This is a genomic window from Microtetraspora fusca, from assembly GCF_001570365.1.
GTDB lineage: Bacteria > Actinomycetota > Actinomycetes > Streptosporangiales > Streptosporangiaceae > Microtetraspora > Microtetraspora fusca.
In genome coordinates this window covers 139275-164555 of sequence record NZ_BBYK01000048.1, presented here as the reverse complement: position 1 = coordinate 164555, position 25281 = coordinate 139275, and the positions used below count along the sequence as shown (strand labels likewise).

Here is a 25281-nt window from a genome sequence, read left to right as displayed (position 1 = left end):
CAGGGGCATCAGGGGACGATGTAGTCCACGTAGCCGCCGTCGACGCGCAGCGCACCGCCGGTGGTCGCCGAGGCGTGGTCCGAGCTGAGGTAGACCACCATGGCCGCGATCTCATCCGGCTCGATCAGGCGCTGGATCAGCGATCCCGGCCGGTGCCGCTTCATGAACTCGGCCTGGGCCCGATCCCAGGGCAGCTCGTCACCGACGAGGGCGCGGACGAAGTCCTCCACCCCCTCGGTGTGCGTCGGCCCGGCGATCACCGCGTTGACCGTCACGCCCGTACCGGCCATCGCCTTGGCGAAGCCCCGCGAAACACCGAGCAGCGCCGTCTTCGTCACGCCGTAGTGGGCCATCTCCTCGGGGATCACGAGAGCGGAGTCGCTAGCCATGAACAGTGCCCGGCCCCAGCCCCGGTCGCGCATCCCAGGCAGGTAGTGACGCGTCAGCCGGATGGCCGACATGACGTTTACGTCCCAGAACCTCTGCCAGGTGTCGTCGTCGACCTCCAGCACCGGTCGGGGAGCGAAGATGCCGAGGTTGTTGACGAGGATGTCCACCGACGGCAGCCGGTCGACGACCACGTCGGCGCCCTCCGGCGTGGACACGTCGGCCGCCACACCATCGAGCCGCGTGCCCGGCGGCAGCTCCGCGCGTAGTTCCGCGACCACCGCCTCGACGCGTTCGGCGTCGCGGCCGTTGATCGTGGTGTCCGCGCCCGCGGCGGCCAGCCGCGCGGCGATCACGCGACCGATCCCCTGGGTCGAGCCGCTGACGAAGGCCGTCCTGCCGGTGAGGTCGATCAGCATGGCTTGACCCCTACCCGGCACTGGACGACGGCTCGCCGGGGTGGGGGGCGACGCCCGATTCATGGCGAAAGTTTCCCGCCCGTTTCCGGTGGCCGGCGACCACCGCCGGGCGGCAGCGCCGGCCGTTGCGGCAGCGCCGGCCGTGGTCTATGAGCGCGTGAAGCGCCGGAGTTCGCCGCCGGGGCGCCAAAGGTCGATGACCATGGCTGATCCCTCGATATGCGTCAATGCGATCTCGCGGATGTCGGCCATGAAGAAATGTGAGTCACGGAAAGCGTCGGGACCGAAGCCGCGCGCGGCCAGCATCGGCGTGAGCCGGTCCCGGTCGGTGACCTCGACCGCGTAGCCGGACAGCTTCGTGTCACCCGGTGAGGTGGGGGAGTCGTCGGCGTTGAGGAGAACCGGAGGGCCGTGCAGAGCGAATCGTGGGTCGCGCAGCAGGTCGCGGGCCTTCAAGGCGCCGGGCATCGATCCGAACCACAGTTCGTCATCGATGATGTAGGCCTCGATGCCGCTGACTCGCGGCGCGCCGTCCTTGCGCAGTGTCGCGATGGTCTTGTGCTTGTGCGCCTCGAACGACTCCCGGACGCGGGCGGCGAACTCCGGCGCCGATTCGGTGACTTCGCGCCAGTTGGCCATTCGAGCTCCTGTCGCACGATCTTGGGCAACCTGCCCAGCCTGTCACCCGGGACCGACAAAACGGCGTCGCTCCCTGGCCGCCCGCTGTCCCCGGCCCCAAGACTCACGGACCCGGAGTGTGGCGGACAGGCCGCAGAGGAAACCGCATCGCGGTGTAAAAATGTAGTGGACTCAAAGTTTGCAGTAGACTCCATGCATGCAGGAAGGGCTGCGGGAGCGTAAGAAGCGGCAGACCCGGCAGCGCATCTCCGAGGTGGCCATCGGCCTGTTCGTGGAGCGCGGCTTCGACCGGGTCACGATCGCCGAGGTCGCGGCGGCGGCCGACGTGTCGGTCAACACCGTCTACAACTACTTCGAGTCCAAGGAGGACCTGGTCCTGCCGCCGGAGGAGGCGTCCCCGCAGCGGCTGGCCGAGATCGTGCGGGAGCGGCCGCCGGGCCGGTCCGCGGCGGGCGCGGTGCTGGCACGGCTGCGCCAGGAGATACGCGACCGCGAGCGCAGGGTCGGGCTGAGTGCGGGGTTCGGGCGCGTCCTGCAGATGATGCGGGCCGCCCCCACGCTGACCGCGCGCCTGGAGGACCTGGGCCGCCAGATGACCGACGCGCTGGCCGTCGCGCTGGCCGAGGAGACCGGCGCGGCCGAGGACGATCCGCTGCCGCGCCTGGTCGCCTGGCACATCGGCTGCCTGCACGCGCTCGTGTACGCCGAGATCGGCCGGCGCACGACGGCGGGCGAGAGTCCCGACGCGATCGCCGCCGCGGTGCTGGACCTGCTGGACGTCGCCGAGGACCTGCTCGGCGAGCGCGTCCTCACCTATGCCGTACGAGAGGGATGACCGTGTTCAGGGTGACGATCAGAGGGAAGTTCGCGGGGCTCGACGACGCCGGTCGGGCCGCCGTGATGGCGGCGGGTGGCGCGGCCTACAACGAGGCGGGGACGTTCACGCACGATGCGACCGTGTCCGTCTTCACCTTCCGCTGCCAGGTGCCCGCCGGTCCGGACGACGGCGAGGACGAGGCGGCCCTGGGCGCGATGGCCGCTCTGGACGCGCACGGGCACCCGTACGAGATCCTGAAGATCGCAGTGACGGACATGCGCGACATCAAGATCCGCCACCGATCCCACAGACCCTCGTAAACCGGGCAGGCGGGACGCGCCCATGGGGTGGGCGGCCCGTCGCGGCGAGCGGAACATGCCCTCCCTGAGGAGGGCGAGTTGTCCTTGGTGCTGGAACCCCGAAATCGGTGCCGGGCGATATCCGGTTGAACGAGTGAGTGCTCGCTCATTAAGCTCGCCCGCATGACCAAAAGGCGAAGGGTGCCGGCCATGGCACCCGAGGACCGCCGCGCCGCGCTCATCGCCGCCACGCTCCCTCTGCTCCGCGAGCACGGCCCCGCGGTCAGCACCCGCCAGATCGCCGAGGCCGCGGGCGTGGCCGAGGGCACGATCTTCGGCGTCTTCCCCGACAAGGCCTCGCTGCTGCGGGCGGCGCTGATGAGCGCGTTCGACCCGCAGCCGGCGGTGGACGCCCTGGCGACCATCGGCACGAAGACCGACCTGCGCGCGCGGCTGCGCGAGGCGGTCACGATGCTGCGGGCAGGGATGAGCGCCAACGCCACCCTCATCACCGCGCCCAGGGAGCTGATGGCCGAGGACGCCGAGTTCCGCGAGCGGATGATGGCCGGCCGGCGCCGGATAATGGCCGGGCTCGCCGCCCTGATCGAGCCCGACCGCGACCGGCTGCGCCGCTCCCCGGAGGCCGCGGCACAACTGCTGCTCATGCTGATCGTGGCGAGTGTGCACCGCGGCTTCGGCCAGGGCGGCGAGTTCGGAGACATGGACGACGAGGAGATCGTCTCCGACCTGCTCGACGGGCTGCTCGTGCGGCCTTCCCCCACCCCTTCCACAGAAAGCGCCTCGTGATGCTGCTCCGTCTCCTGCGGGTCCAGCTCAGGCCGTACAGGAAAGAGATCACGCTCGTCGTCCTCTTCCAGTTCGTGCAGACGCTGGCCACGCTCTATCTCCCCACGCTCAACGCCGACATCATCGACGACGGCGTCGTCAAGGGCGACACCGGTTACATCGCCCGGGTCGGGCTGGTGATGCTCGGTGTGACGCTCGTTCAGATCACCTGCTCGATCGTGGCCGTGTACTACGGCGCGCGGACCTCGATGGCCCTGGGCAGGGACCTGCGGGCCGCGATCTTCCACCGGGTCCAGGACTTCTCCGCCGCGGAGGTCAACAGGTTCGGCCCGCCGTCCCTGATCACCCGCACCACCAACGACGTGCAGCAGATCCAGCTGCTCGCGCTGATGACGTTCACGATGGTGGTGGCCGCGCCCATCATGTGCGTCGGCGGCATCGTGCTGGCGCTGCGCCAGGACGCGGCGCTGTCGTCGCTGCTGCTCGTCGTGCTGCCCGTGATGATCGTCATCGTGGGCCTGATCGTGATGCGGATGCGCCCGCTCTTCCGCACTATGCAGGAGCGCATCGACCGGATCAACCAGGTGCTGCGCGAGCAGATCACCGGCATCCGGGTCATCAGGGCCTTCGTCCGCGACCGGCACGAGCGCGAGCGCTTCGGCGTGGCCAACGACGAGCTGACCGACGTGTCACTGCGCGTCGGGCGGCTGATGGCGCTGATGTTCCCCACGGTCATGCTGGTGGTGAACCTGTCCAGCGTCGCCGTGGTGTGGTTCGGCGGCCACCGCATCGCCGACGGGACCATGCAGGTGGGCGCGCTGACCGCGGTCATCTCCTACCTGATGCAGATCCTCATGTCGGTGATGATGGCGATGTTCATGTTCATGATGATCCCCCGGGCCGAGGTCTGCGCCGAGCGCATTCAGGAGGTGCTCGACACCGAGCCGACCGTCCATCCGCCGGCGAGCCCCGTCACCCCGGAACGACGCCTCGGCGAGCTGGAGCTGCGGTCCGTGGACTTCCGCTACCCGGGAGCCGAGGAGCCGGTGCTGAGCGGCGTGAGCTTCACGGCGCGGCCGGGCCGTACCACCGCGATCATCGGCAGCACGGGCAGCGGCAAGACGACGTTGCTCAACCTCATCCCGCGCCTGTTCGACGCGACCGCCGGCGAGGTCTTGGTGGACGGCGTCGACGTGCGCGAGCTCGACCCGGCGGCGCTCTCCCGAGCGGTCGGCCTGGTCCCGCAGTCGCCCTACCTCTTCTCCGGCACCATCGCCTCCAACCTGAGGTACGGCAGGCCGGACGCGACCGACGAGGAGCTGTGGCGGGCCCTGGAGGTGGCCCAGGCCCGGGAGTTCGTCGAGGCGATGCCCGGCGGCCTGGACGAGCCGATCTCCCAGGGCGGTACGAACGTCTCCGGCGGCCAGCGCCAGCGCCTGGCCATCGCCAGGACACTGGTGCACCGGCCTGAGATCTTCCTGTTCGACGACTCCTTCTCCGCTCTCGACTACGCCACCGACGCGCGGCTGCGCGCCGCGCTGGCCGAGGAGATCACCGACGCCACGATCGTCATCGTGGCCCAGCGGGTGAACACGATCCGCGACGCCGACCGCATCCTCGTGCTCGACGACGGCCGCGTGGTCGGCAGCGGCAGACACGCCGAGCTCATGACCACCTGCCCGACATATCGGGAGATCGTCTTGTCCCAGCTCACCGAGCAGGAGGCCGCGGCATGACCACCGAGGCGCCCCCACGCCGACCTCAGCGCGCTTTCGGCCCGGCGGCCAGGATGATGTCCGGCCCCGCCGAGAAGGCCCTCGACTTCGGCGGTACGTTCCGCCGCCTGCTGCGGCTGTTGCGCCCCGAGCGTGCCCTGCTGACGGTCGTGCTCGCCCTCGGCACGGCCAGCGTCGCGCTGACCGTGACCGGTCCCAAGATCCTCGGCCACGCGACGGACCTGATCTTCTCCGGCATCGTCGGGGCCCGGCTGCCCGCGGGGATCACCAAGGAGCAGGCCGTGGCGGGGCTGCGCGCCAAGGGCCAGGGCACCCTCGCCGACATGGTGTCGTCGATGAGCGTGGTGCCGGGCCACGGCATCGACTTCACCGCGCTGGCCCGGGTGCTGGTCTGGGTGCTGGCGATCTACCTGCTGGCGGCGCTGCTCGGCATCGTGCAGTTCCGGCTGACCACGATCATCGTGCAGCGGGCGGCGTTCCGGCTGCGCCAGCAGATCGAGGCCAAGCTGGCGCGGCTGCCGCTGAGCTACTTCGACGGCCAGCCGCGCGGCGAGATCCTCAGCCGCGCCACCAACGACACCGACAACATCGCGCAGACCCTGCAGCAGACGATGAGCCAGCTCATCACGTCGGTGCTGACCGTCCTGGCGGTGCTGGTGATGATGGTCTGGATCTCGCCGGTCCTGGCGCTCATCGCGCTGGTCGCCGTCCCGCTGTCGGTCTATGTCACCACGGTCATCGGCAAGCGGTCGCAGCCGCAGTTCGTCAAGCAGTGGTCGTCGACCGGCAAGCTCAACGGCCACATCGAGGAGATGTACGGCGGGCACACGCTGGTCAAGGTGTTCGGCAGGCAGAAGGAGGCCGCCGAGACCTTCACCGAGCACAACGAGGCCCTGTTCACCTCCAGCTTCCGCGCCCAGTTCATCTCCGGGATCATCCAGCCGGCGATGATGTTCATCGGCAACCTCAACTACGTGCTGGTCGCGGTGGTGGGCGGGTTCAAGGTGGCCTCGGGCTCGATCTCGCTGGGCGACGTGCAGGCCTTCATCCAGTACTCGCGGCAGTTCAGCCAGCCGCTGACCCAGGTGGCCGGCATGGCGAACCTGGTGCAGTCGGGCGTCGCGTCCGCCGAGCGGGTCTTCGAGCTGCTGGACGCTCCGGAGCAGTCGCCGGAGCCCGCCGAGCCCGCGCGGCCCGCGCAGGTCAGGGGCCGCGTGGCGTTCGAGAACGTGTCCTTCCGGTACGCGCCGGACCGGCCGCTGATCGAGGACCTGTCGCTGACCGTGGAGCCCGGCCAGACCGTGGCCATCGTCGGTCCCACGGGAGCGGGCAAGACGACGCTGGTCAACCTGATCATGCGCTTCTACGAGGTGACCGGCGGCCGCATCACGCTCGACGGCGTCGACATCGCCGAGATGTCCAGGGAGGAGCTGCGCGCCAACATCGGCATGGTGTTGCAGGACACCTGGCTGTTCGGCGGGACGATCGCGGAGAACATCGGCTACGGGGCGGAAGGCGCGACGCGCGAACGGATCGAAGCCGCCGCGGAGGCCGCCCACGTGGACCGCATCGCGCACACGCTGCCCGACGGCTACGACACGGTGATCGACGAGGAGGGCGCGACGGTCAGCGCGGGCGAGAAGCAGCTGATCACGATCGCCCGGGCGTTCCTGTCCGAGCCGGCGATCCTGATCCTGGACGAGGCGACCAGCTCGGTCGACACCCGGACCGAGGTGCTCATCCAGCGGGCGATGAGCTCGCTGCGCGAGGGGCGCACCAGCTTCGTGATCGCCCACCGGTTGTCCACGATCCGCGACGCGAGCCTGATCCTGGTCATGGAGAACGGGCGGATCGTCGAGCAGGGCACGCACGAGTCGCTGCTGGCCGCGGACGGCGCCTACGCCCGGCTGTACTCGGCCCAGTTCGCCCAGGCTGTCGCGGAGGTGGACTAGCTCTCGCACCATCGCCGTCTCCCACGTCCGTGAGGGGGGTGCGGTGCTCTGAGCTCGATCACACAACGGCCCCGCCGACGCGCCCAAGGGAGGCGCGCCGGCGGGGCCGATCCGCACCGGCGCGCTGGTTCCTGGCACACGTGTGGTGGGCGTGTGCCAGGAGAACCGGACGGACCTCCTCAGGCGCCCGGGACGACGCCCTGCTCGCGGAGCCGGTCGAAGAAGCGGCCGAGATCGGGGTTGGCGGCCACAGCCTCCGCGCTCGCCTTGGCCGCCTCGTCGAGCCGACCGGCGCGGGCGAGCACGATGGCGGTCCACATGAGCGGTTCGGCCTGTCCGGGCAGAAGCCCGGCCGCGCGTGACAGCGCGGCGAGAGCCTGCGCCACCTCGTCGTCCTCCGGAGCCCGGTCACCGCTGACCACACCGGGCGTGAAGATGACCCCGATGTCCACGTAGGCGCGGTGCAGCTCGACCAGCCGGCCGAGCTCCTCCAGCGGGTCGTCGTGGTCGTCGACCCGAAGATCGACCTCCACCCCGGCGACGGGCGGCTCGGCCCGATTCGCGGACACGATGTACAGGCTCGCCGACTGCCGTCCCCGGGCGTCCCCGCCGGCCCGCTCGCCCGCCCGTAGGGCGGCGAGCAGGCGGCCGGCGAAGTCTCCTTCCGCGTCGAGGAAGGCCTCGACCATGGCGCGCGGGATGCCCGGGGCGCCCAGCATGTTGCCCTGCGCCGACACGCCGGGCCCGGTCCAGTGCTCCGCCTCGGCGTAGCAGTGCCGTCCGGTGTGGACGGCGACCGCGCCCGCGGCGTCCACCAGCGCCACCTGGCGCTGGCCCTGATCGGGGTCGTCCGCGATCAGCCGGTCCAGCGCGTACCGCGGGGAGTTCCCCTCGGCGAGCAGGTCCAGCCCGCGCGGGCCGTAGGCCGGGTCGACGAACGCCTGGGTGGCGACCGCGCCCACTCCGGGCCTGGCCCACACCGCGAGCCGTCCGACGCCGAGGAAGTGCGAGGCCGCCGCGACGCCGAGCCGTCCCGTCCGCTCGTCGCGGGCGACGATGGAGAACGTCATCGCGCACCCGCAGTCGCGCCGAGCAGCGGGATCACGTCCGCGGCGAGCCGCTCGACCATCGTGTCGATCGGCTGGTCGGCCGGGAAGGCGAGCGCGACCGCGTCGGCTCCCGCCTCGGCGAGGTCGGCCAGCCGGCGCGCGCAGTCGTCCGGCGTACCCACGACGGCCAGCCGGTCGAGCCACTCGTCGGGGATGTCGGGGATCGCGGCCTCGATTCCCCGTGCCGCGAGCACCTCCGCCTCGTCGGCGATGCCCTGCACCTCCGACATCGGATTGCGGGGTCCGCTGAGCAGGTACAACCCGAACAGCTCGCGCAGCGCGGCCCGCGCGGCGTCACGGTCGTCGTCGATCATGCACATGGCGTAGACCACGACCCGGTGACCGGCGTGGGCTCCCGCCTCGGTCAGCTGTTCCCGGGCCCAGCGCACGTAGTCCGGACCCGCCAGCACGGACAGCACGGTGCCGTCCGCCTCGGCCGCGGACAGCCGCAGCGCCTTGGGCCCGCCCACCCCCGCGTACAGCGGTGGCGGCGTCGCCGGCGGGTGTTCGAGCCTGATCTCGTGCGCGGTGAACGAGGTGAACTCGCCGCTGAGCGCGCCGCCCCCCAGCAGGGTGCGCAACCCGCGCAGGGTGTCCCGCACCGCGCCGAGCGGAGAGCGGGGACGCAGCTCCATCGCGTCCAGCCACTCGGGTACGCCGAGGCCGATCCCGGCGCGCAGTCGTCCCGGGTGCAACCCGGCCAGGGTGGCGACCTCCATCGCGGTCACCGCCGGGTGACGCGTGGTGGCCGGGACGATGCCGACGCCGACCGGCAACCGCGTGGTGGCCAGGAGTGTGGCGGCGGTGGCGAAGGCCCCGGTGAAGAAGTAGTCCTCGCCGAGCCAGAGTTCGTCCAGACCGGCCCGCTCGGCCGCGGCGGCGGCGGTCAGGATGTCCTGCGGCGACTGCGAGCTGCCGAGCACGAGCCCGAGGGCGGGACGCACGGCGCGGGTCATCACGCCTCCCGCTCGGGCAGCGGCTGCCACGGCACCCAGCCGAGGCCGCGCTGCTCCGTGGTGTCGCCGAACCCGGGCCGCGGCTCGTCCGCCGGCGGGAGCGGGCTGATGTGGGTGTGCCACATCCGCCACTGCGGGAGACCGTCGCCGTTGTCGCGGTGGTAGATCTCGGTGGCCCGCACCAGCAGGGTGTTCCTCGTGTCGGGCGCGTGCTCGCCGTCGTCCAGCGCGATCTCGTCGATCCTGGCCTCACAGGCCAGCCACGCGGTGTCGCCGCGCACCTCCAGGCGCATGATCCGTACGTCGGGCCTGCCGACGAAGTCCTCACGCGCGCGGTAGTAGCTCCAGAGCGCGACCTTCTCCCGCATGTTGAAGTAGGGGTGGCCGTTGAAGTTGAACATCAGGTACTCCTCGCCCGGCGAGGGGAACACCTCCGTCATGCGGGGGATGTCGTAGCCGATGTTGGACTCCCACCACTCCCGGTTCAGCCGCAGGATCTCGTCGATGTCCTCGGCCGACGCGGTACGGGTCATGTACTGGACGTCGTTGTCCGTCATCTCTCTTCCTCTACTTTCTTGGTGAACGCCGTGCCGCCGACCAGGACGCCGTCCTGGTAGACCGCCTCGATGCGGTCGGCGAGCCCGGCGAAGTCGAGCGGGTCTCCGGTCACGACGCAGAAGTCGGCCCGCATGCCGGGCCGCAGTGTGCCGATCTCGTGGTCGAGGCCGAGCAGTTCGGCCGCGCCCGACGTCGCGCTGCGCAGCACCTGGGCCCGATCGAGACCGGCCGAGGCCAGGGCCGCAAGCTCGTCGAGGTTGCGGCCGTGGGGAGAGAACCCCGAGTCCGACCCCATCGCGACCCGCACCCCCGCCGCCAGCGCACGGCGAAGGTTGGTCTCGTGTACCGCGACGGCCTCCCTCGCCTGGGCCAGGCTGTCCGGATCGGCCGAGGCGACCTTGAGGAACGCGCGCGCCGCCGTGAGCGTGGGCACCAGGAAGGTGCCGTGCTCGACCATCAGGGCGATGCTCTCCTCGTCGATGAACACCCCGTGCTCGATCGAGGCCACCCCGGCCCGGACCGCCGCGGTGATCGCCGCCGGTCCGTGCGCGTGCGCCATCACCCGCAGGCCCGCCGCGCCCGCCTCCTCCACCAGGGCGCCGAGCTCGTCCTGGCGGAGCTGGCAGTGCCGGGGGTCGTCGCGCGGCGAGCTGATCCCGCCGGAGACCGCCACCTTGATCACGTCGGCGCCCGCCCTGACGATCTCGCGGACCACGCGGCGCAGCCCGACCGGCCCGTCCGCCACGCTGTCGGGCATGCCCGGGTAGAGCGGGAACAGCCAGCGCGCGTCGACTCCGGACAGCCGCCAGGGGTCCGAGTGACCCCCGGTCGGCGAGATCATCGCGATGGCCGTACGCACCCTCGGGCCGCGGACGACGCCGTCGGCGACCGCCTGCGCGATGCCGGCATCCGCCCCGCCCGCGTCGCGCACGGTGGTGATGCCGAGGTCGAGTGTCGTGGCGAGCGTACGTCCCGTCTCCAGGAAGCGGTGGGAGAGCGGGGTGTTCATCAGCCGCAGCGGGTCGAGGGTCGGCAGCGTGACGTGGGTGTGGCAGTCGATCAGGCCGGGGATGATGCTGCGCCCTGACACGTCCACGACGGGCGTGGCGGGATCGGCATGCCCGGCGGCTTCGATCCGCCCGTCGGCGACCACGAGGTCGGCGGTCACGGGCGGCGCTCCGGTGCCGTCGTGGACGGCCGCGCCGCGATAGATCGTTCTCATGAGAGCCTCCGCAGGTGCTCGGTCAGCAGCGACGCCAGGTCATCGGGGGCCTCGTACATCGGCAGGTGGCCGATCCCCGGGAGGACCTCCAGGCGCGCTCCGGTGACCTCGGCGAACCAGGTGGACTCCTCGGCCGGGCACGTGCGATCGAGTTCGCCCACCACGACCAGCACGGGGCGGCGCAGCGTCGCCGCCGCGCGCTCCGAGTCGGTGGCCGCCGCCGCGCGCCAGATGGCGATCGTCGTGGCGTCGTCGTTGCGGCTGAGGTCGGCGATCGCCTCCTCCGCGGCCTCGGGCACGGCCACCGCCTCGGCCGCGGCGTGGCGCCTGAGCGCCTGTTCGGACCCGAGCGCGACGATCTCCTCGATCAGTCCGCCCTCCTCGGGGTCGACGGGGCGGAAGGCGCCGCCGACCGTGACGACCGAGGCGGTCAGGTCCGGATGCCTCGCGGCCAGCTCGACCGCGACGGCCGCGCTCGCCGACCCGCCGACCAGGTGTGCCCTGGGCACGCCGAGCGAGGACAGGACGTGCGCGCAGTCCTCGGCCCAGCCCTCGACGTCGTACGTGCCTGATCGGGTCGACTCCCCGTGACCGCGCAGGTCGAGCGCGATCCACCCCCGGTCCGCCGGCAGCCGCTCGGCCACCATGCGCCAGCAGCGGGCGGACAGGTTGGCCGGGTGCAGGAACAGGACCGGCGTCGTCCCCTCGTCACCGCGACGCAGGAGGACGGACAGAGGTCCCGTCGCGGTGTCGACGGTCCGCCGCTCGACGTCGTCCGCCGTGTGCTCGCCGTCGTGCGCGCCCTCGCCGAGCAGCCGCAGGCTGGCCAGGATGGCGGGCCGCTCGCTCGACGGGTGGAAGCCCCGGTTGCCCACCAGGTAGGCCCCGCCGGCGACGAGCAGTCCGACGGCGAACGCGATGTCCGCTCCGCCGAGCGCGGGTACCGCCGGGCCGGTGAAGAAGCCGGTGGACATGAAGGGGATCATCGCCACGAAGCCCAGCCCGTAGGCGACCAGCCCGGCGACGCCCCACCGGCCGTAAATGCCGTTCTGGTCGAACAGCGCCGTGATCGCGTAGCGGCCGCGCCGCACCCAGTAGTAGTCGACGAGGTTCACCGCGGACCAGGGCACCAGCAGGTACAGCACCATCGTGACGAAGTCGTTGAAGGCGCCGAGATAGGCGTCCGGCATCGCCAGCGCGACCAGGAAGGCGCACGCGCCGCCGGCCACGATCCCGATCACCCGGGCCCGCACCGACAGAGCGATGGGGCGGAAACCCGCCGCGATGCTCACCCCGGACAGCATCGTGCCGTACAGGTTGACGCCCATCAGGGCGATCGCGCTCGGCACCAGGGTGATCACCACCGCGAACGTGCCGAACCCGGGGAACAGCCGGTCGCCGATGTCCCGCAGGTTCGGCAGCGCGTCCGCGACCGGCACGGAGGAGGCGATGAACGAGCCGAGCGACATCAGCCAGATCGCGGACGCCGCGGCGCCCAGATAGGTCCAGCCGATGACCGCCCTGGGGGAGGTGGACGCCGGCAGGTAGCGCGAGTAGTCGGAGACGTAGACCGCGTATCCCAGCAGGTATCCCGCGGCGGCGACGAACTGGACCAGCATCGCGGCCGGCGTGTTCGTTTCTCCGCTGGCCGGTTGAGGGTGGAGGTGGACCAGGGCGAGCACGGTCAGTACGACGAAGACCGGCGCCACCAGGTACGACAGCCACCGCAGCACAGCGTGCAGCAGGTCGTGGCCGACGACGGCCAGCAGAGTGGCGAGCACCACCACGCCCGCCCCCCACATGAGCGGGGGGCCCGGTAGCACCAGCGAGATCGCCTGGCCGCCGAGCACGACGCCGAACACGCTGAGCCCCACGTAGAGGAAGATCGCGCCGAGCATCGGCAGGGCGGCGCCCTTGACGCCGAACTGCGCCCTGGACTGGACCATCTGCGGCAGGCCCATGGTCGGGCCCTGGTTGGCGTGGAAGGCCATGAGGAATGCCCCCGCCAGAGCACCCAACGCACTGGCCAGGATCGACAGGCCCACCGACAGGCCCTGAGCGGGCCCGATGAACCCGACGATGATCGTGGAGACCACGAGCTGGCCGGTGAACCAGAACGGCGCCTGGTGCCAGGCCTTGCCCCGACGTTCGGACGACGGGATGTAGTCGATGGAGCGAACCTCGATCATGCGCAGGAGTCGCGCGGGTGTGGAGGTGGAGTGGGGATGGGAGGAGACGGAAACGTGGCTGCTCAAGGGCATCTCCACCGAGAGCGTTGGAAAACGGTGAGGGAAACCTACAAAAGAAATGTAGGTTTGTCGATAGTCGATCCCCGGCGTCCCGCTAAACTCGCGATCCATGACGTACCGCACGATCGGCGAGGTCGCCGCGGCGGTCGGCGTGAGCCCGCAGACGTTGCGGGTCTGGGAATCGCAGGGGCTGCTGGTTCCCGACCGCAGTGGCGGCGGCCAGCGGCGCTACACCGACGAGCATCTGGCGCGGGCGTTGCGCATCGCCGACCTGCGCCGTAGACAGGGCTGGAATCCGGCGGCGATCCGCACGTCCCTGGCCCAGGAGTCCGCCCCCGAGGGGGGCAGGCGCCGCTGGGAGGACAACAGGGCGATACGGGACGCCAGACGGGCCGGCGGGCTCACCCTGAAAGAGCTCGCGGAGATGGTCGGAGTGTCGCCCGCCCATCTCGGCGCGGTCGAGCGCGGTGACACCGGCGTCTCCACACAGCTCATCATGCGCATCGCGGACGCCCTGCTCGTGCCGCCGAGCGCGCTCGCCACGTTCCGCGCCCAGGGAACGATGGTCGTGCGCCAGGACGAGCGCGCTCGTGGACTGTTCGCCGGCGGTGTGATCTGGGAGGAGCTCACGCTGCCCGGATACCGGATGGAGTCGTCGCTGCTCACCGTGCCACCCGGCGAGGCCAGTCACGGCGCCTACGCCCGTCCCGGGGAGTCGTTCGCCTTCGTCCTGGCCGGTCGGTTGCGGGTCACGCTTCCCGACGAGGAGGAGATCGTCCTGGCGGACGGCGATTCGGTCATTCTGCCCGCTCACACCCCGTTCGCCTGGGACAACCCGGGGGAGGAGCCGGCCCGCGTGCTGTGGGTCGAGCAGTTGGAGGCCGGCGCGTGGGAGCATGCCCGCGCCACCAACATCGTCCGCTCGGCACAGCCGGACGACGAGGACGCCGGCGACCGGGATCGGTCATGAAGCTGTCGGCATACGGAACGGGACGCGGCCTGACCTGGCCGGACGACTGATCCACACCCCCGCGAACCTACTGTCCGGACGGGCGCACCAGTCCCGTCTCGTACGCGTAGACCGCGGCCTGGGTACGGTCGCGCAGGCCCAGCTTGACCAGGATGCGGCTCACGTGTGACTTCACGGTCTGCTCCGCCACCACCAGTCGCTCGGCGATCTCCGCGTTCGACAGGCCCTGCGCGATCAGGGACAACACCTCGGACTCGCGTTCCGTCAGGTCGCCGACGCGCTCCTTGAGCGGGGCGCGGGCGGTGCCGGTCAGCCGGGAGAACTCGGTGATGAGGCGCTTGGTGATGTTCGGGGCGAGCAGGGCGTCGCCGGCCGCCACCACCCGCACCGCCTGGGCCAGGTCGGCGGCCGAGGCGTCCTTCAGCAGGAAACCGGAGGCGCCCGCGCGCAGCGCCTCGTACACGTACTCGTCGAGGTCGAAGGTGGTCAGAACGAGGACCTTGACGGCGGCGCCGGGCGGCGCCGTGATCCGGCGGGTCGCCTCGATGCCGCCGAGCTGGGGCATCCGGATGTCCATCAGGACGACGTCCGGGGCGAGCTCGGCGACCTTGGCGACGGCGTCGAGGCCGTCCACGGCCTGGCCGACGACCTCGATGCCGGGCTCGGCGTTGAGCAGCACCGTGAAGCCCTGGCGGACCATCATCTGGTCGTCGGCGATCAGTACGCGGATGTTCGTCACGGGGTGTCCTCAACCTGGTTGGCGGGCGGCTTCCGCGGGGTGGCGGGCAGGATCGCGGTCACTTCGTAGCCCCCGTCGGGGGTGGACCCGACGGCCAGTTCGCCGCCCAGCATGGTCGTGCGCTCGCGCATGCCCAAGAGCCCGTGCCCGGCGGTCCGGGAAGGCGGGGCGGGCTCGGCCGGGGCGGTGTTGGTGACCCGGATGGCGAGAGCGTGCGGCTCGTACCCGAGTTCCACCCGCGCCTCCGTTCCGGGGGCGTGCCGCATCACGTTGCTGAGCGCCTCCTGGACGATGCGAAACGCCGACAACTCGACGCCCGGCGACAGCGGACGTGGCTCACCGGTGGTCCGGGCGGTGACGGTTTGCCCGGCGTCGCGCACATTGCCGACCAGCTCGTCCAGCCGGTCGAGGGTGGGCTGCGGCGTGTGCCGTGCCCCCTCCGAGAGGGGGTCCTCCGACCGCAGCACGCCCAGCACACGGCGCAGCTCGGTCAGCGCCTCCACCGCGTTCTCCCGGATCGCCGCGAGGTTCTCCTTCAGCTCGTCGGGCGGGTCCTCGACCAGGTGCGGCGCGACCTGCGCCTGGATGGAGATCAACGACATGTGGTGGGCGAGCACGTCGTGCAGCTCGCGCGCGATCCGGTTGCGCTCCTCCAGCAGGGTGCGCCGGGCCCGCTCCTCGGCGGTGAGCTCCTCCTGCATGACCAGTTCCGTACGGGCCACCCGGCTGGCGCGCAGCGCGGCGCCGATCACGACCACGGTGGTGAGAATCGCGGCGGCGGCACCGATGTCGTAGTCGTGCGCCCGGGAGACGAACAGGCCGCCGGCGAGTCCCACCAGAATGCTGATCAGCAGCGCCTCGACCGCGGCCCGCGGGCGGACCCGCAACGCCAGGAGCAGCAACACTCCGGCCTGCAGGGCGAGCCCGGGGCCGGTCCAGGGGAGGAACACGTCCGGGGCGCGTGGCTCCGCGAGCGCCGTGACGATGACCATGGCGATCGTGACCGCCCACCACGCCGGCACCGGCCGGACGAGCGCGAGGACGAGCGCCGCCGACTGGAGTCCGCCGAGCAGCACGGCGTACGACATGTTCAGCCCGTAGACCGCGGTGAGCTGGTTGACGTTGGGGATGGCGATCAACGCCGCGGTGAACCCCAGCACCAGCGCGAACGCCGGCATCCAGTCCCGCCAGCCGGGCCGCTCCGTACGCGATAGCGGGTCATGCGCCGTCGTCCACAGGTCGTCGCGCAGGTTGCGCGGCACCGCCCGCAGCGCCGCCACGAACCGCGCCCCGGCGCCTGTCTCCCCCTTTTGCACGGGAATCACCCTAAGCACGCCGCACCTCCAACTCCTGCGTGGGGCGCTTTCCGCGTACTGTCCGCCCGTGCTCGTGGACGCCGAACGCGGCCACGCACACCAGCAAGGCCAGGAGGAACGCCGGCAGCCAGGCCAGCCGGGCGAGCACCCAGCCTGAGCTGTCGGGGACGGTGTGCAGGCCGGGCACGGGCGCGTCCGCGAGCAGGCCGAGGGCGGTCACCGCGATCATCGCGGTCTGGTGCCAGAGGAAGATCGTCATCGCGGACAGGTTCACCAGCGCCACGACCGCCCAGGCGACGGGGTGGCGCAGCGCCCGCCGCAGCGGGCCGGCCAGCAGCAGCGCCGCACCGCACTGGGCCACCCCGAACGTGACGGCCGCGAGGGTGGGCGGGGCGAGGTTGGAGATCGCGGCGCCGGGCACCCCGACCATGGCGACCGGATAGCCGCCCCAGCCGATGAGCGCCGCGGTGGCGGCGGCGCCGCCGAGCAGCAGAACCCATCCGGTCGCGCCGCCGCGCAGACCGCCCCGCCCCCACGCCGCCCCCAGGCAGTACGGCACCAGCCAGCCGGCGGCCACGTTGATCCAGCCGAGCCAGGCGGGCCCGCCCAGGCCGTACCGGACCAGGTCGACGAGCGCGACGGCGGCGAACGGCCACAGCGGGTGCAGCTTCGCCGCCAGCGGGGTCGCCGCCGTCAGCGCCGCGAAGACCAGCAGGAACCACAACGGGGAGTACACCAGCTTGACCAGCACGCGCACGGTCTCCAGCCCGGCGCCGGAGGCGAGGAGCACCACGGCGACCAGGACCCATACGGCCGGCACGACGGCGACCGGCCGCGACAGGCGGGCCATCCGCCCGCCCAGCCACCGTCCGTACGTCCGGCCTCGGGCACGCGCCGAGGCGTAGCCACGCGCCCCCGTCCAGCCGCCCACCAGGAAGAAGACCGCCAACGTCTGGAACGTCCAGGAAAAGGGGGCGAGCTGCGGCATGGAGCGCAGCGGGCTGGCGGTACGCACCGTGCCGCTGTCGAGAACCAGGGCGGTCACCAGCCAGTGGCCGACCACCACACCGCCGACGGCCAGGGCGCGCAGCGCGTCCACGGCACGGTCGCGGCCGGCGGGAGTCACCGCGTCGATCCGCCGGATGAGGTCACGCACCACGACGCACCACCGGAGGGAGCTGTCCGCGGACGATCCTGGCGATGTTCTCCAGCGACGGGGAACCCGCCTTCAGGTAGTCGCTGTGCCCGCCGTCACCCGCCGCGAAGACGCGCGCGCCGAACTCCGGGGACACCGGATCGACCCCGAACCCGACCGTGACGAACGGAAGACGGAGCTGGACGTGCGGCACGCCGGCGATCCAGTCACCGCCACCCCGGCCGGCCCACACCGTCGCCCGCGTCCGCAACGCGGCGACGTCGCCGGCGGCCACCCCGGCGCTGCCGTACAGGACGATGTCCGCGACCTCCAGGTCGGACGCGGCCCGGGCGCAGACCACGCTCCCGTAGGAGTGACACAGCAGCGAGATCCGCGCGCCGGGCCGGGCCACCCCCAACCCCCGGACGAACGCCCGAAGAACGGGGACGGCCTCATCCGCTCGGCCGGGCGTCAGCGCCGCCAGGCTCACCGTGCTGGGCGTCCGATAGCCCAACCAGGCGATGACCGCGGACCGCGTACCGAGCTCCCGCGCCAGCCGCGACGCGCCGCCGCGCAGGAGCCCGTACTTGTCGAGATTGGTGTCGGCGCCGGGAACCAGCACGGCGATCCGCTCCGCCGCCGACAGGTCGCCGTAGACCTCGGCCGCCCGGCCACCGTCACGGCCGTCGAAGAACAGGAACTGTCGCGCCGGATCCGCCAGCGCCCGCAGCATCCCGGCCCGCCACCGGTCGCCGTGACCGGCGGCCGTCCGCTCGGCCGCCCGGATGGCCGCACGGCTGACGGCGTACTGCTCGGTCAAAGCCGGGGGAGTCACGGCCCGCGGCGGAGCCCAGGCGGCGGAGACAGCGGGGACGGGCGCGGGGACGGCCGCGGAGCGGGCCGCGCCCGACACCGGCACCGCCACCGACCCGGCGACGAGCGCGGCGAGCAGGGCACGGCGCAGCGGGGTGGACGCCATGGGGGTGGTCCTTCCGTAACGGATCTCTCGTACGTCGGGAACCGAAGCTATGGACCACCCCTCCTGGGCGGCGTCCCGCCAGGGAGCGAACTTCTCGCGTAGCTCTCAAGTACTACGAGTAGGGGCTCCTACGCCGGTAGGTCGTCAGGCGGCGCCGGGACTCGAACTCGCGGGGAAGCGGGCGTGCGGGACGACCATCGGGGTGAACGTCCGCGGGTCGGGCACGATGTCGCAGGCCAGCCCGAAGACGTCCGCGACGAGCCCCGAGGTCAGCACCTCGGCCGGTGGACCTTCGGCGACCACCTGACCGCGACGCATCACGACCAGATGGGAGGCGAACCGGGCGGCCTGGTTGAGGTCGTGGAGCACGGCGACGATGGTCTTGCCCTCGTCGTGGAGTTCCCGGCAGAGCTCCAGCAACTCGTACTGGTGGGCGATGTCGAGGAAGGTGGTCGGCTCGTCGAGGAGCAGCAGGTTCGTCTGCTGCGCCAGGACCATGGCGATCCAGGCACGCTGCCGCTGGCCACCGGACAGCTCGTTCACCTGCGCGTCCGCGAGATCGGACAGGCCGGTGCGGTCGAGCGCGAAGCCGATCGCCGTGTCGTCGTCCGGTGACCACTGGCGGAGCAGCGTGTGGTGGGGGTAGCGGCCCCGGCGTACCAGGTCTCGTACGGTGATCCCGTCGGGCGCGACCGGGGTCTGCGGCAGGAGTGCCACGTGGCGGGCGGCTTCCTTGCCCCGGTACGTCCAGAGGTCCCTGCCGTGCAGCAGCACGCGACCGCCAGCCGGCTTCAGCCCGCGCGCCAGCGCCTTGATCAGGGTCGACTTGCCACACCCGTTCGGCCCGATGATCATGGTGAAGCCGCGGTGCGGGATGTCGAGGCTGACCTCGCGCACGATCGGGGCGCCGCCGTAGGAGAGCGTCACCTCCCGTACGTTCAGCCCTTTCCCGCCCGGTTCAGCTGGAGTGTTCACAGGCGTCCCTTTCTCCACTCGCGGATCAGCAGATGGCCGAGGTAGGCGCCGCCGAGCGCCAGCGTGTAGATGCCGACCGGCAGGTTCACCGGGAGGGGCGACTGCTGCGCGGCGAGATCCGCCAGCACCAGCAGCAGGGCGCCGACCAGCGCGGACGGCGTCAGATGCGGGCCCGGCCGTCCGGTGACCCGTTTGGCGATCTGCGGGGCGGTCAGCGCGATGAAGGCGATCGGCCCGGCCACGGAGACGGCCCCCGCGGAAAGGACGATCGAGAGCGTGACGGCCCATGCCCAGGTGGATCTCGGCCCGGCTCCGAGCACTCCGGCGAGTTCGTCGCCCATCTCGCCGATCTCCAGGCGTCCGGCGATGAGCGCGACCAACGGCACCACCACAAGGAGCACCGCCCAGATCGTGACCGCGTGACTCCAGGACCGCGCCGCCAGGCTGCCGTTGACGTACGCGGTGAGCACGGCGGCCTTGTCCCGCTCCACGGCGTACACCACGTACTGCGTGAACGCCGTGGCGATCGAGAAGACGCCGATGCCGGCCACGATGAGCCGCCCGGGATTGCGGAAGCCGGTCCCGGTCGACACGTAGACCAGCGCCATCGCGGCCGCGGCGCCGGCCAAGGCGCCGACGGGCACCGGCAGCACGCCGGGCAGGTACAGCGCGACGACCGCGGCGCCCGCTCCCGCGCCGGCGGCGAGCCCGATCACGTCGGGGCTGCCGAGCGGGTTGCGGGTGACGGTCTGGAACAGCGCGCCGGAGAGCCCGAGCGCGGCCCCGGTACCGACGGCCACGACCAGGCGGGGCCCGCGCAGCCGTCCCAGCACGAACGCCTGCGCGCCGTCCGCGCCTCCGGTGAGCGCACGGGGAAGATCGGTGACGGGGACGCCGAGCCGGCCCAGTGACAGCGTGGCGACGGCGGCCGCGACGATGAGGACGACCGTGACGATCGCGACGACCACGGAGACGCGCGCGACCGGGATCGCCACGGCGCGTCCGATCGTGACGAAGCCGCGCGGGGACGCGGCGCGGGTTCTGGTCATGAGGCGCCCTTCATCCTGCGCACCGCGAGGAGCAGCGCCGGGGCTCCGATGAACGCGGTCACGACGCCCACCATGAGTTCCTGCGGCCGCAGCACCAGGCGGCCCACCACGTCGGCGAGAAGCAGCAGAGCGGGACCGATGACGGCGGAGAACGCGATCTGGACCCGGAAATCCACGCCGACCAGCGCCCTGACCATGTGCGGCACGGCCAGGCCGACGAAGGCGATGGGGCCGACCGCCGCGGTCGCCGCCGTGCTCAGCAGCACGGCGGCGAGGAGTCCACCCGAACGCATCACGGCCGGGTTGGCGCCGAGCGCCGCCGCGGACTCGTCGCCGAGCGCGAGCGTGTTCAGGCCCGAACTCAGCAGCACCGCGACGACGAGACCGGCGACGGCGGGCGGGAGCACCGAGACGAAGACGTCGAAGTCCCGGCCGCCCAGAGCGCCGACCACCCAGTAGCGGTAGCTGTCGAAGACCTGCGGCTTGCTCAGCGCCACCGCCTGCACGTACGCCCCGAGAACCGCCGAGACCACGGCTCCGGCGAGGACGAGCCGTACCAGGCCGCCGGCGGATCCCGCCGTTCCGATGACGTGGACGAGCACCCCGGCGGCGAGCGCCCCGGCCAGCGCCCACCAGACGGCGGCCCACTGGCCGGACGCGCCGAGAAAGGCCGTGGCGGTGACGATCCCGGCGGACGCGCCGGCCGTGATGCCGAGCAGACCGGGGTCGGCGAGGGGGTTCCTGGTCACGCCCTGCATGAGCGTGCCCGCGACGGCGAGGCAGAGCCCGGCCAGGAGGCCGAGCGCCGTACGCGGATAGCGGCTCTCCACGACGACGGCGATGTCGGGGTCCGCGGTGCCGTTCAGTACGGCGAACACCTGGGAGAGCGAGGTGGGGTGGCTGCCGAACGCGACGCTCGCGAGGATCGCCAGAGCGAGCACGACCAGGGCGAGGAGCAGGAAGGACAGCCGCCGCGCGAGGCCGGCGCGTTTCGCCGCGGCCTCGCGCGGACGGGACAGGGAACCGGTGGACATGGGCGACGGGCCGTCCGCGGGCTCAGCGGTCGAGGGTGGACACGGCCTTGTCGATCAGTGGCAGGTACCGATCGATCACCCACGGAACGGTGAGCGGGTTGATGATCGACGACGCGGTGACGAACGAGTTGTCGTCGCTGGACACGACGCCGCCGCGCTTGACCGCCGGGATCGCGGCGTACAGCTTCTGCGCCTCGATCTCCTTGCGGGTCTTGTCGTCCATGTAGAAGGTGAAGATCAGGTCGCTGTTCGCGAGCTTCGGCGCGTTCTCCAGGCCGATCAGGGCGGAGGCGGTGCCCTTGGTCTCCTCGAAGGAGTTCGCCACCGGGTCGACCGTGAGTCCCAGAGCCGAGACCATGTCGACCCGCTGTTCCCCCGGCAGGAACACGCCGAGCGTGCCGGGACCGGTGGTGTAGATGTAGGAGAAGGTCACGTCCTTGTACCGCGGGCGGGACGCGGCCGCGTCGGCGAGCTGCCGCTTGATCTGCGCGATCAGCGTGTCGCCGTCGGTGGGCCGGCCCAGCGCCTTGGCGATGATCTGGATCTGCTCGTCCCACTTCGTCGTCCACGGCTCGCCCGGGTAGGCCACGGTGGGCGCGATGTCCTTGAGGATGTCGTACTGCTCCTTGGTGATGCCGGACCAGGGGGCCAGGATCACGTCCGGGCGGAGTTCGACGATCGTGTCGAAGTCGATGTCCTCACCGCCGGCGAACTGCTTCGGCAGCGTGCCGCCGGCCTTGGTCACCGCCTCGTGGATCCACGGCAGGTACCCGGTCTTGTCGCTGCCCCACGGGTAGCTCTCGATGCCGACCGGTGTGTGGCCCAGCGCGATCGCGGTCTCGGCCGAGCCCTGTCCGAGGGTGACGATCCGTTCCGGCTTCTCGTTGATCGTCGCCTGGCCGAGCGCGCTGTCGATCGTGACGGGGAAGACGGCGCTCGCGGCTTTCGCCGGTTCGGGGGCGGGCTTCTCATCGGTCGCCGAGCAGGCCCCCAGGGCGAGGACGGCCGCGGCGGCGATCGTCGAGACGGTGAGCGCGCGGCGGCGCACACGGGTGAACGAGAACGGCATCGATGTTCCTTGCGTTTTGCGGACGGCGCGGGTCGTGTTCCCCTCCGCGAGGAGGCGGAGGTACGCGCCCCGCGGAATGAGCCCGAGCGGAAAACCGCGCAGGTCACCACCAGGGCCATGCACTTAGGTGAGGCTAACCTAACCGGCCCTTCGTGCGCAATCTACCTGTCGATGACCGGATCATTACCCGGCGGCGTTCGGCCGTCGGGTCGGCCACGCGAAGAGGCCGGGAGGGTACGCGAATGCCTGCGGTGCGGCAGGTCGCGCCGCTGAACCGCATGGTCGTGGCCGGGCCGATCCGGCCGGCGGAGTCGGCGCCGGAGGGCGGGCCGGCCGAGAGCGCCGTGGCGACCCGATCGCCTGAACGACGCCCGGCGGCGGCTCGGCCCGCCGAGGTGTTGAGTTTTTCATGACCAGCCACGGACGGTGGCCGAGCGAAGACGTCGAACGGGCCCTGTCAGATTGGGTTCGTCGGGCCGGGCGCGAGCGAAGGGCGGCGTCCGGAGCCACCATCCGGACGAAAGTCGTGCCGATGCCCGGCGCGTCCCGACTCGACGACACAGGGCCATGAGCACATCGACCGGCGGCGGTCCGGCATCCGAGAACCCCGACGATCGCGGACCGGTACGCCGCCGGATAACAGGCATCCATAGGAGGAACGAAGTGGCGGCGCGGAGTATTCGATCTGTCGGCGTGAACGCGGCGGCGGCTCTGCTGGCGGTGACGCTGCTCGCCGGCTGCGGCGGCAGCACGACCACCACCGTGGCCCGCGAAGGCGCGGGCGCCCCCAAGGCGGTGGCTCCCACGAGCACCGAGGGCGAGTACGCCGGCGCGTGTCCGACGGGAGGCAACGCCAAGCGGTTCGCCAAGACCCGCTTCGCGCTGCACGCGGGTCTCGCGCTGGGTGCCTTTCATCGCTACATCTACAAGCCGCTGCGCAGCGGTGGCTTCCAGGCCGGGGCGGAGAAGCGGAAACGCACGTTCCTGAAGGCGGCGGTGGCCGGTGCTTTCGCCCTGCATGAGCTGAAGGTCGCCAAGGGCTTCGCCGCGGCCAATCCGAAGCTGTGCAAGGCCGTCGAGGGGGTCACCGGCCACTTCACCAACCTCACGGACAAGCTGAAGAGCGGCACCGCCACGTCGGCCGACCTCGACGCCAGCAAGGGCTCCATGGACGCCCTCCAGGGTGACGCCACCAAGACGGGCTACCCGTTCAAGGAGCAGAACGTCACCATCCCCGGCGCCGCCTGACCGGCCCCACCTCCTGAGAAGGAAGGGAGACTCGCTCCCGCACCACTGGGCGTCCACCTGCGCGGCATCGGAATCGCGCACCGGTCGGCCACCGCGACGGAGTCGATGGGACGGGAAAAGCAAAAGAGCCCCTGGGTGAGATATCCGGAGGGCTCTTTTGCCTTCACGCGATTCCGCGGCACATCATCGCGCTGTCCCGATATCCGGCAGTGCCCTGATCAGGTCGACAGCGGTTGCGCGGTACGCCGCAGCGCACCATTTTTTACCCGGCTCGGCGATTTCAGCAGTACGCCACGCCCTGGTATGTAGCGAGGGGGATGGACTCGCTCGTGGCCGTCTTACCCGGCGCGAGGTCGAAACACCTGCTGTCCGGTCCGGCCTTCCACACCACCTTGACCTTGTACGTCCAGGCGCACCCGCTCTTCACCTTGACCCAGGGGTCGCCCGTTATCTTCCGGCCCCCGTCCACCTTCTTCACGCAGGTCGCCCACGACGTCGCGCGTGCGGTCTGCGCACTCGCGCTGCCCGCTCCGGCGACCAGCAGAAGCGCGGCACCCGAGGCCACGGCCCACGCCTTGAAACCCGCTCGCAGCATCCTTGAATCCCCTCATTCGAAGATCGTTTTTGCGTTGCGGGAAGGCTACGGGACGCCATTGTGAACCGCTAGAGAAATGTCACAAACCGGCCACGCCATTTCGTCGCCTCGTTGGGCTGCGCCTCAAACCAGCCATTGCGGCATCGAACGCGTCTGGCACGTCGGTGAATCGGCCGAACGCGAAGCCAATTCGCGGACGGCGGACCGGACCTCGCAGCGTGAACGACGTGCTTCTGTCGGCGAGACAGCTGTGGGCGACAGTGATGCCGTTCGAGCGAAGCGCGGACCCCACGCCGAGCCGCGCGCCCAATCCCGCCCATCACGATTCGTAATTGTCCGGTCGCTTAAAGTGGACGAATGAGTGTGGATGTGGTCCTGCCCTGCCTGGACGAGGCCGGAGCGCTGCCATGGGTGATCGGCCGCCTCCCGCCGGGGTTCCGTGCCATCGTCGTGGACAACGGCTCGTCCGACGGGTCGGCGGAGATCGCCCGGTCGCTCGGGGCCGTCGTCGTGGCGGAACCCCGGCGCGGCTTCGGCGCGGCCTGCCGCCGGGGTCTGCTGGCGGCCACCACGGACGTGGTGTGCTTCTGTGACTGCGATGCCACCCTGGACCCCTGGCAGCTCCCGCGGGTGGCCGGGCCGGTCCTCCGCGGCGACGCGGATCTGGTGCTCGGGCGCCGGCGGCCCGTCGCCAGGGGCGCCTGGCCGCTGCCCGCGCGGCTCGCCAACCGTGAACTCGCCCGGCTCGTACGGCGCCGCACCGGCGTGCGCGTACACGACCTGGGGCCGATGCGGGCGGCCCGGCGCGCGGAGCTTCTCGCGCTGAACCTGGCCGACCGGCGGTCCGGGTACGCGCTGGAGATGCTGGTGCGCGCCGCCGACGCCGGCTGGCGGGTGAGCGAGACCGACGTGGACTACCGTCCGCGCATCGGCCGCTCGAAGGTCACCGGGACCGCGCGCGGCTACTGGCAGGCCGTGCGCGACATGCGCAAGGTGCTCGCCCAGTGAAGACAGGGGGCGGG

General features: G+C 71.5%; 24 protein-coding genes. 8 read left to right on the top strand and 16 right to left on the bottom strand.

Translation table 11 applies throughout. The features are described 5' to 3' along the window. Nucleotides 1-8 precede the first annotated feature (8 nt). Nucleotides 9-806: an SDR family NAD(P)-dependent oxidoreductase gene (locus tag AWQ68_RS18450; protein WP_066941987.1), complete on the bottom strand. Its 798-nt coding sequence runs from the start codon at nt 804-806 to the stop codon at nt 9-11. Between the two features lie 147 nt (nt 807-953). Beyond that, the gene (locus tag AWQ68_RS18445) at nt 954-1445 is read right to left on the bottom strand and encodes a pyridoxamine 5'-phosphate oxidase family protein (protein ID WP_066941985.1); all 492 of its coding nucleotides are present in this window, start codon (nt 1443-1445) and stop codon (nt 954-956) included. A 196-nt stretch (nt 1446-1641) separates the two neighbouring features. Here AWQ68_RS18445 and AWQ68_RS18440 point away from each other — a divergent pair, with 196 nt between their 5' ends. From AWQ68_RS18440 to AWQ68_RS18420, 5 genes are all read left to right on the top strand, one after another. Then, nucleotides 1642-2280, top strand: a complete 639-nt coding sequence (locus AWQ68_RS18440; RefSeq protein WP_066941984.1) for a TetR/AcrR family transcriptional regulator — start codon at nt 1642-1644, stop codon at nt 2278-2280. Nucleotides 2281-2291: 11 nt separating this feature from the next. Next, on the top strand, nt 2292-2582 hold the full coding sequence (locus AWQ68_RS18435; protein ID WP_245655969.1) for a DUF6204 family protein: 291 nt from the start codon (nt 2292-2294) through the stop codon (nt 2580-2582). Nucleotides 2583-2744: 162 nt separating this feature from the next. Next, on the top strand, nt 2745-3368 hold the full coding sequence (locus tag AWQ68_RS18430; RefSeq protein ID WP_066941982.1) for a TetR/AcrR family transcriptional regulator: 624 nt from the start codon (nt 2745-2747) through the stop codon (nt 3366-3368). After that, on the top strand, nt 3368-5104 hold the full coding sequence (locus AWQ68_RS18425; RefSeq protein WP_157545435.1) for an ABC transporter ATP-binding protein: 1737 nt from the start codon (nt 3368-3370) through the stop codon (nt 5102-5104). Before AWQ68_RS18430 ends, AWQ68_RS18425 begins: the two co-directional genes overlap by 1 nt. Further along, a complete protein-coding gene (locus AWQ68_RS18420; protein ID WP_084464145.1) occupies nt 5101-7056 on the top strand; it encodes an ABC transporter ATP-binding protein in 1956 nt (651 codons plus the stop codon). The genes AWQ68_RS18425 and AWQ68_RS18420 overlap by 4 nt, the downstream gene beginning before the upstream one ends. 179 nt (nt 7057-7235) lie before the next feature. Here AWQ68_RS18420 and AWQ68_RS18415 read toward each other — a convergent pair whose 3' ends face one another. The 5 genes from AWQ68_RS18415 to AWQ68_RS43585 are packed head-to-tail and all read right to left on the bottom strand — an operon-like array spanning nt 7236 to nt 13156. Next, complete coding sequence (locus tag AWQ68_RS18415) at nt 7236-8126, bottom strand: DUF1028 domain-containing protein (protein ID WP_066941976.1); 891 nt, start codon at nt 8124-8126, stop codon at nt 7236-7238. After that, the gene (locus AWQ68_RS18410) at nt 8123-9121 is read right to left on the bottom strand and encodes an LLM class flavin-dependent oxidoreductase (RefSeq protein WP_066941974.1); all 999 of its coding nucleotides are present in this window, start codon (nt 9119-9121) and stop codon (nt 8123-8125) included. The genes AWQ68_RS18415 and AWQ68_RS18410 overlap by 4 nt, the downstream gene beginning before the upstream one ends. Further along, a complete protein-coding gene (locus AWQ68_RS18405) occupies nt 9121-9678 on the bottom strand; it encodes a YybH family protein (protein ID WP_066941972.1) in 558 nt (185 codons plus the stop codon). The genes AWQ68_RS18410 and AWQ68_RS18405 overlap by 1 nt, the downstream gene beginning before the upstream one ends. After that, a complete protein-coding gene (locus tag AWQ68_RS18400; RefSeq protein WP_066941970.1) occupies nt 9675-10901 on the bottom strand; it encodes a metal-dependent hydrolase family protein in 1227 nt (408 codons plus the stop codon). The genes AWQ68_RS18405 and AWQ68_RS18400 overlap by 4 nt, the downstream gene beginning before the upstream one ends. Beyond that, a complete protein-coding gene (locus tag AWQ68_RS43585; protein ID WP_169808940.1) occupies nt 10898-13156 on the bottom strand; it encodes an alpha/beta fold hydrolase in 2259 nt (752 codons plus the stop codon). The genes AWQ68_RS18400 and AWQ68_RS43585 overlap by 4 nt, the downstream gene beginning before the upstream one ends. Nucleotides 13157-13259: 103 nt before the next feature. On the opposite strand from AWQ68_RS43585, the gene AWQ68_RS18390 reads away from it, so the two are divergent. Continuing rightward, entirely contained in the window at nt 13260-14120 is an 861-nt protein-coding gene (locus tag AWQ68_RS18390) for a MerR family transcriptional regulator (protein ID WP_066941967.1), read from the top strand. Between the two features lie 67 nt (nt 14121-14187). On the opposite strand, the gene AWQ68_RS18385 is transcribed toward AWQ68_RS18390, so the two are convergent. From AWQ68_RS18385 to AWQ68_RS18350, 8 genes are all read right to left on the bottom strand, one after another. Continuing rightward, on the bottom strand, nt 14188-14859 hold the full coding sequence (locus AWQ68_RS18385; RefSeq protein WP_066941965.1) for a response regulator: 672 nt from the start codon (nt 14857-14859) through the stop codon (nt 14188-14190). Continuing rightward, the gene (locus tag AWQ68_RS18380) at nt 14856-16175 is read right to left on the bottom strand and encodes a sensor histidine kinase (RefSeq protein WP_245655968.1); all 1320 of its coding nucleotides are present in this window, start codon (nt 16173-16175) and stop codon (nt 14856-14858) included. The genes AWQ68_RS18385 and AWQ68_RS18380 overlap by 4 nt, the downstream gene beginning before the upstream one ends. A 10-nt stretch (nt 16176-16185) precedes the next feature. Continuing rightward, entirely contained in the window at nt 16186-17331 is a 1146-nt protein-coding gene (locus AWQ68_RS18375; protein WP_066942159.1) for an acyltransferase family protein, read from the bottom strand. Then, nucleotides 17324-18289, bottom strand: a complete 966-nt coding sequence (locus AWQ68_RS18370; protein ID WP_066941963.1) for an alpha/beta hydrolase — start codon at nt 18287-18289, stop codon at nt 17324-17326. The genes AWQ68_RS18375 and AWQ68_RS18370 overlap by 8 nt, the downstream gene beginning before the upstream one ends. Nucleotides 18290-18433: 144 nt before the next feature. Then, nucleotides 18434-19216, bottom strand: coding sequence for an ABC transporter ATP-binding protein (locus tag AWQ68_RS18365; protein ID WP_245655967.1), 783 nt, complete (start codon nt 19214-19216; stop codon nt 18434-18436). A gap of 44 nt (nt 19217-19260) precedes the next feature. Then, complete coding sequence (locus tag AWQ68_RS18360; protein ID WP_066941959.1) at nt 19261-20313, bottom strand: FecCD family ABC transporter permease; 1053 nt, start codon at nt 20311-20313, stop codon at nt 19261-19263. After that, a complete protein-coding gene (locus AWQ68_RS18355) occupies nt 20310-21347 on the bottom strand; it encodes a FecCD family ABC transporter permease (protein WP_066941957.1) in 1038 nt (345 codons plus the stop codon). The genes AWQ68_RS18360 and AWQ68_RS18355 overlap by 4 nt, the downstream gene beginning before the upstream one ends. 22 nt (nt 21348-21369) lie before the next feature. After that, nucleotides 21370-22416, bottom strand: coding sequence for an iron-siderophore ABC transporter substrate-binding protein (locus tag AWQ68_RS18350; protein ID WP_066941955.1), 1047 nt, complete (start codon nt 22414-22416; stop codon nt 21370-21372). Nucleotides 22417-23109: 693 nt separating this feature from the next. Between AWQ68_RS18350 and AWQ68_RS18345 the strand changes: the two genes are divergently transcribed. Further along, complete coding sequence (locus AWQ68_RS18345) at nt 23110-23664, top strand: hypothetical protein (protein WP_218006918.1); 555 nt, start codon at nt 23110-23112, stop codon at nt 23662-23664. A gap of 280 nt (nt 23665-23944) precedes the next feature. On the opposite strand, the gene AWQ68_RS18340 is transcribed toward AWQ68_RS18345, so the two are convergent. After that, nucleotides 23945-24259 (bottom strand): alpha-amylase inhibitor, encoded by a 315-nt coding sequence (locus AWQ68_RS18340; protein ID WP_066941953.1) that lies wholly within the window; start codon nt 24257-24259, stop codon nt 23945-23947. Nucleotides 24260-24616: 357 nt separating this feature from the next. On the opposite strand from AWQ68_RS18340, the gene AWQ68_RS18335 reads away from it, so the two are divergent. Further along, on the top strand, nt 24617-25267 hold the full coding sequence (locus AWQ68_RS18335) for a glycosyltransferase family 2 protein (protein ID WP_066941951.1): 651 nt from the start codon (nt 24617-24619) through the stop codon (nt 25265-25267). Nucleotides 25268-25281 lie beyond the last annotated feature (14 nt).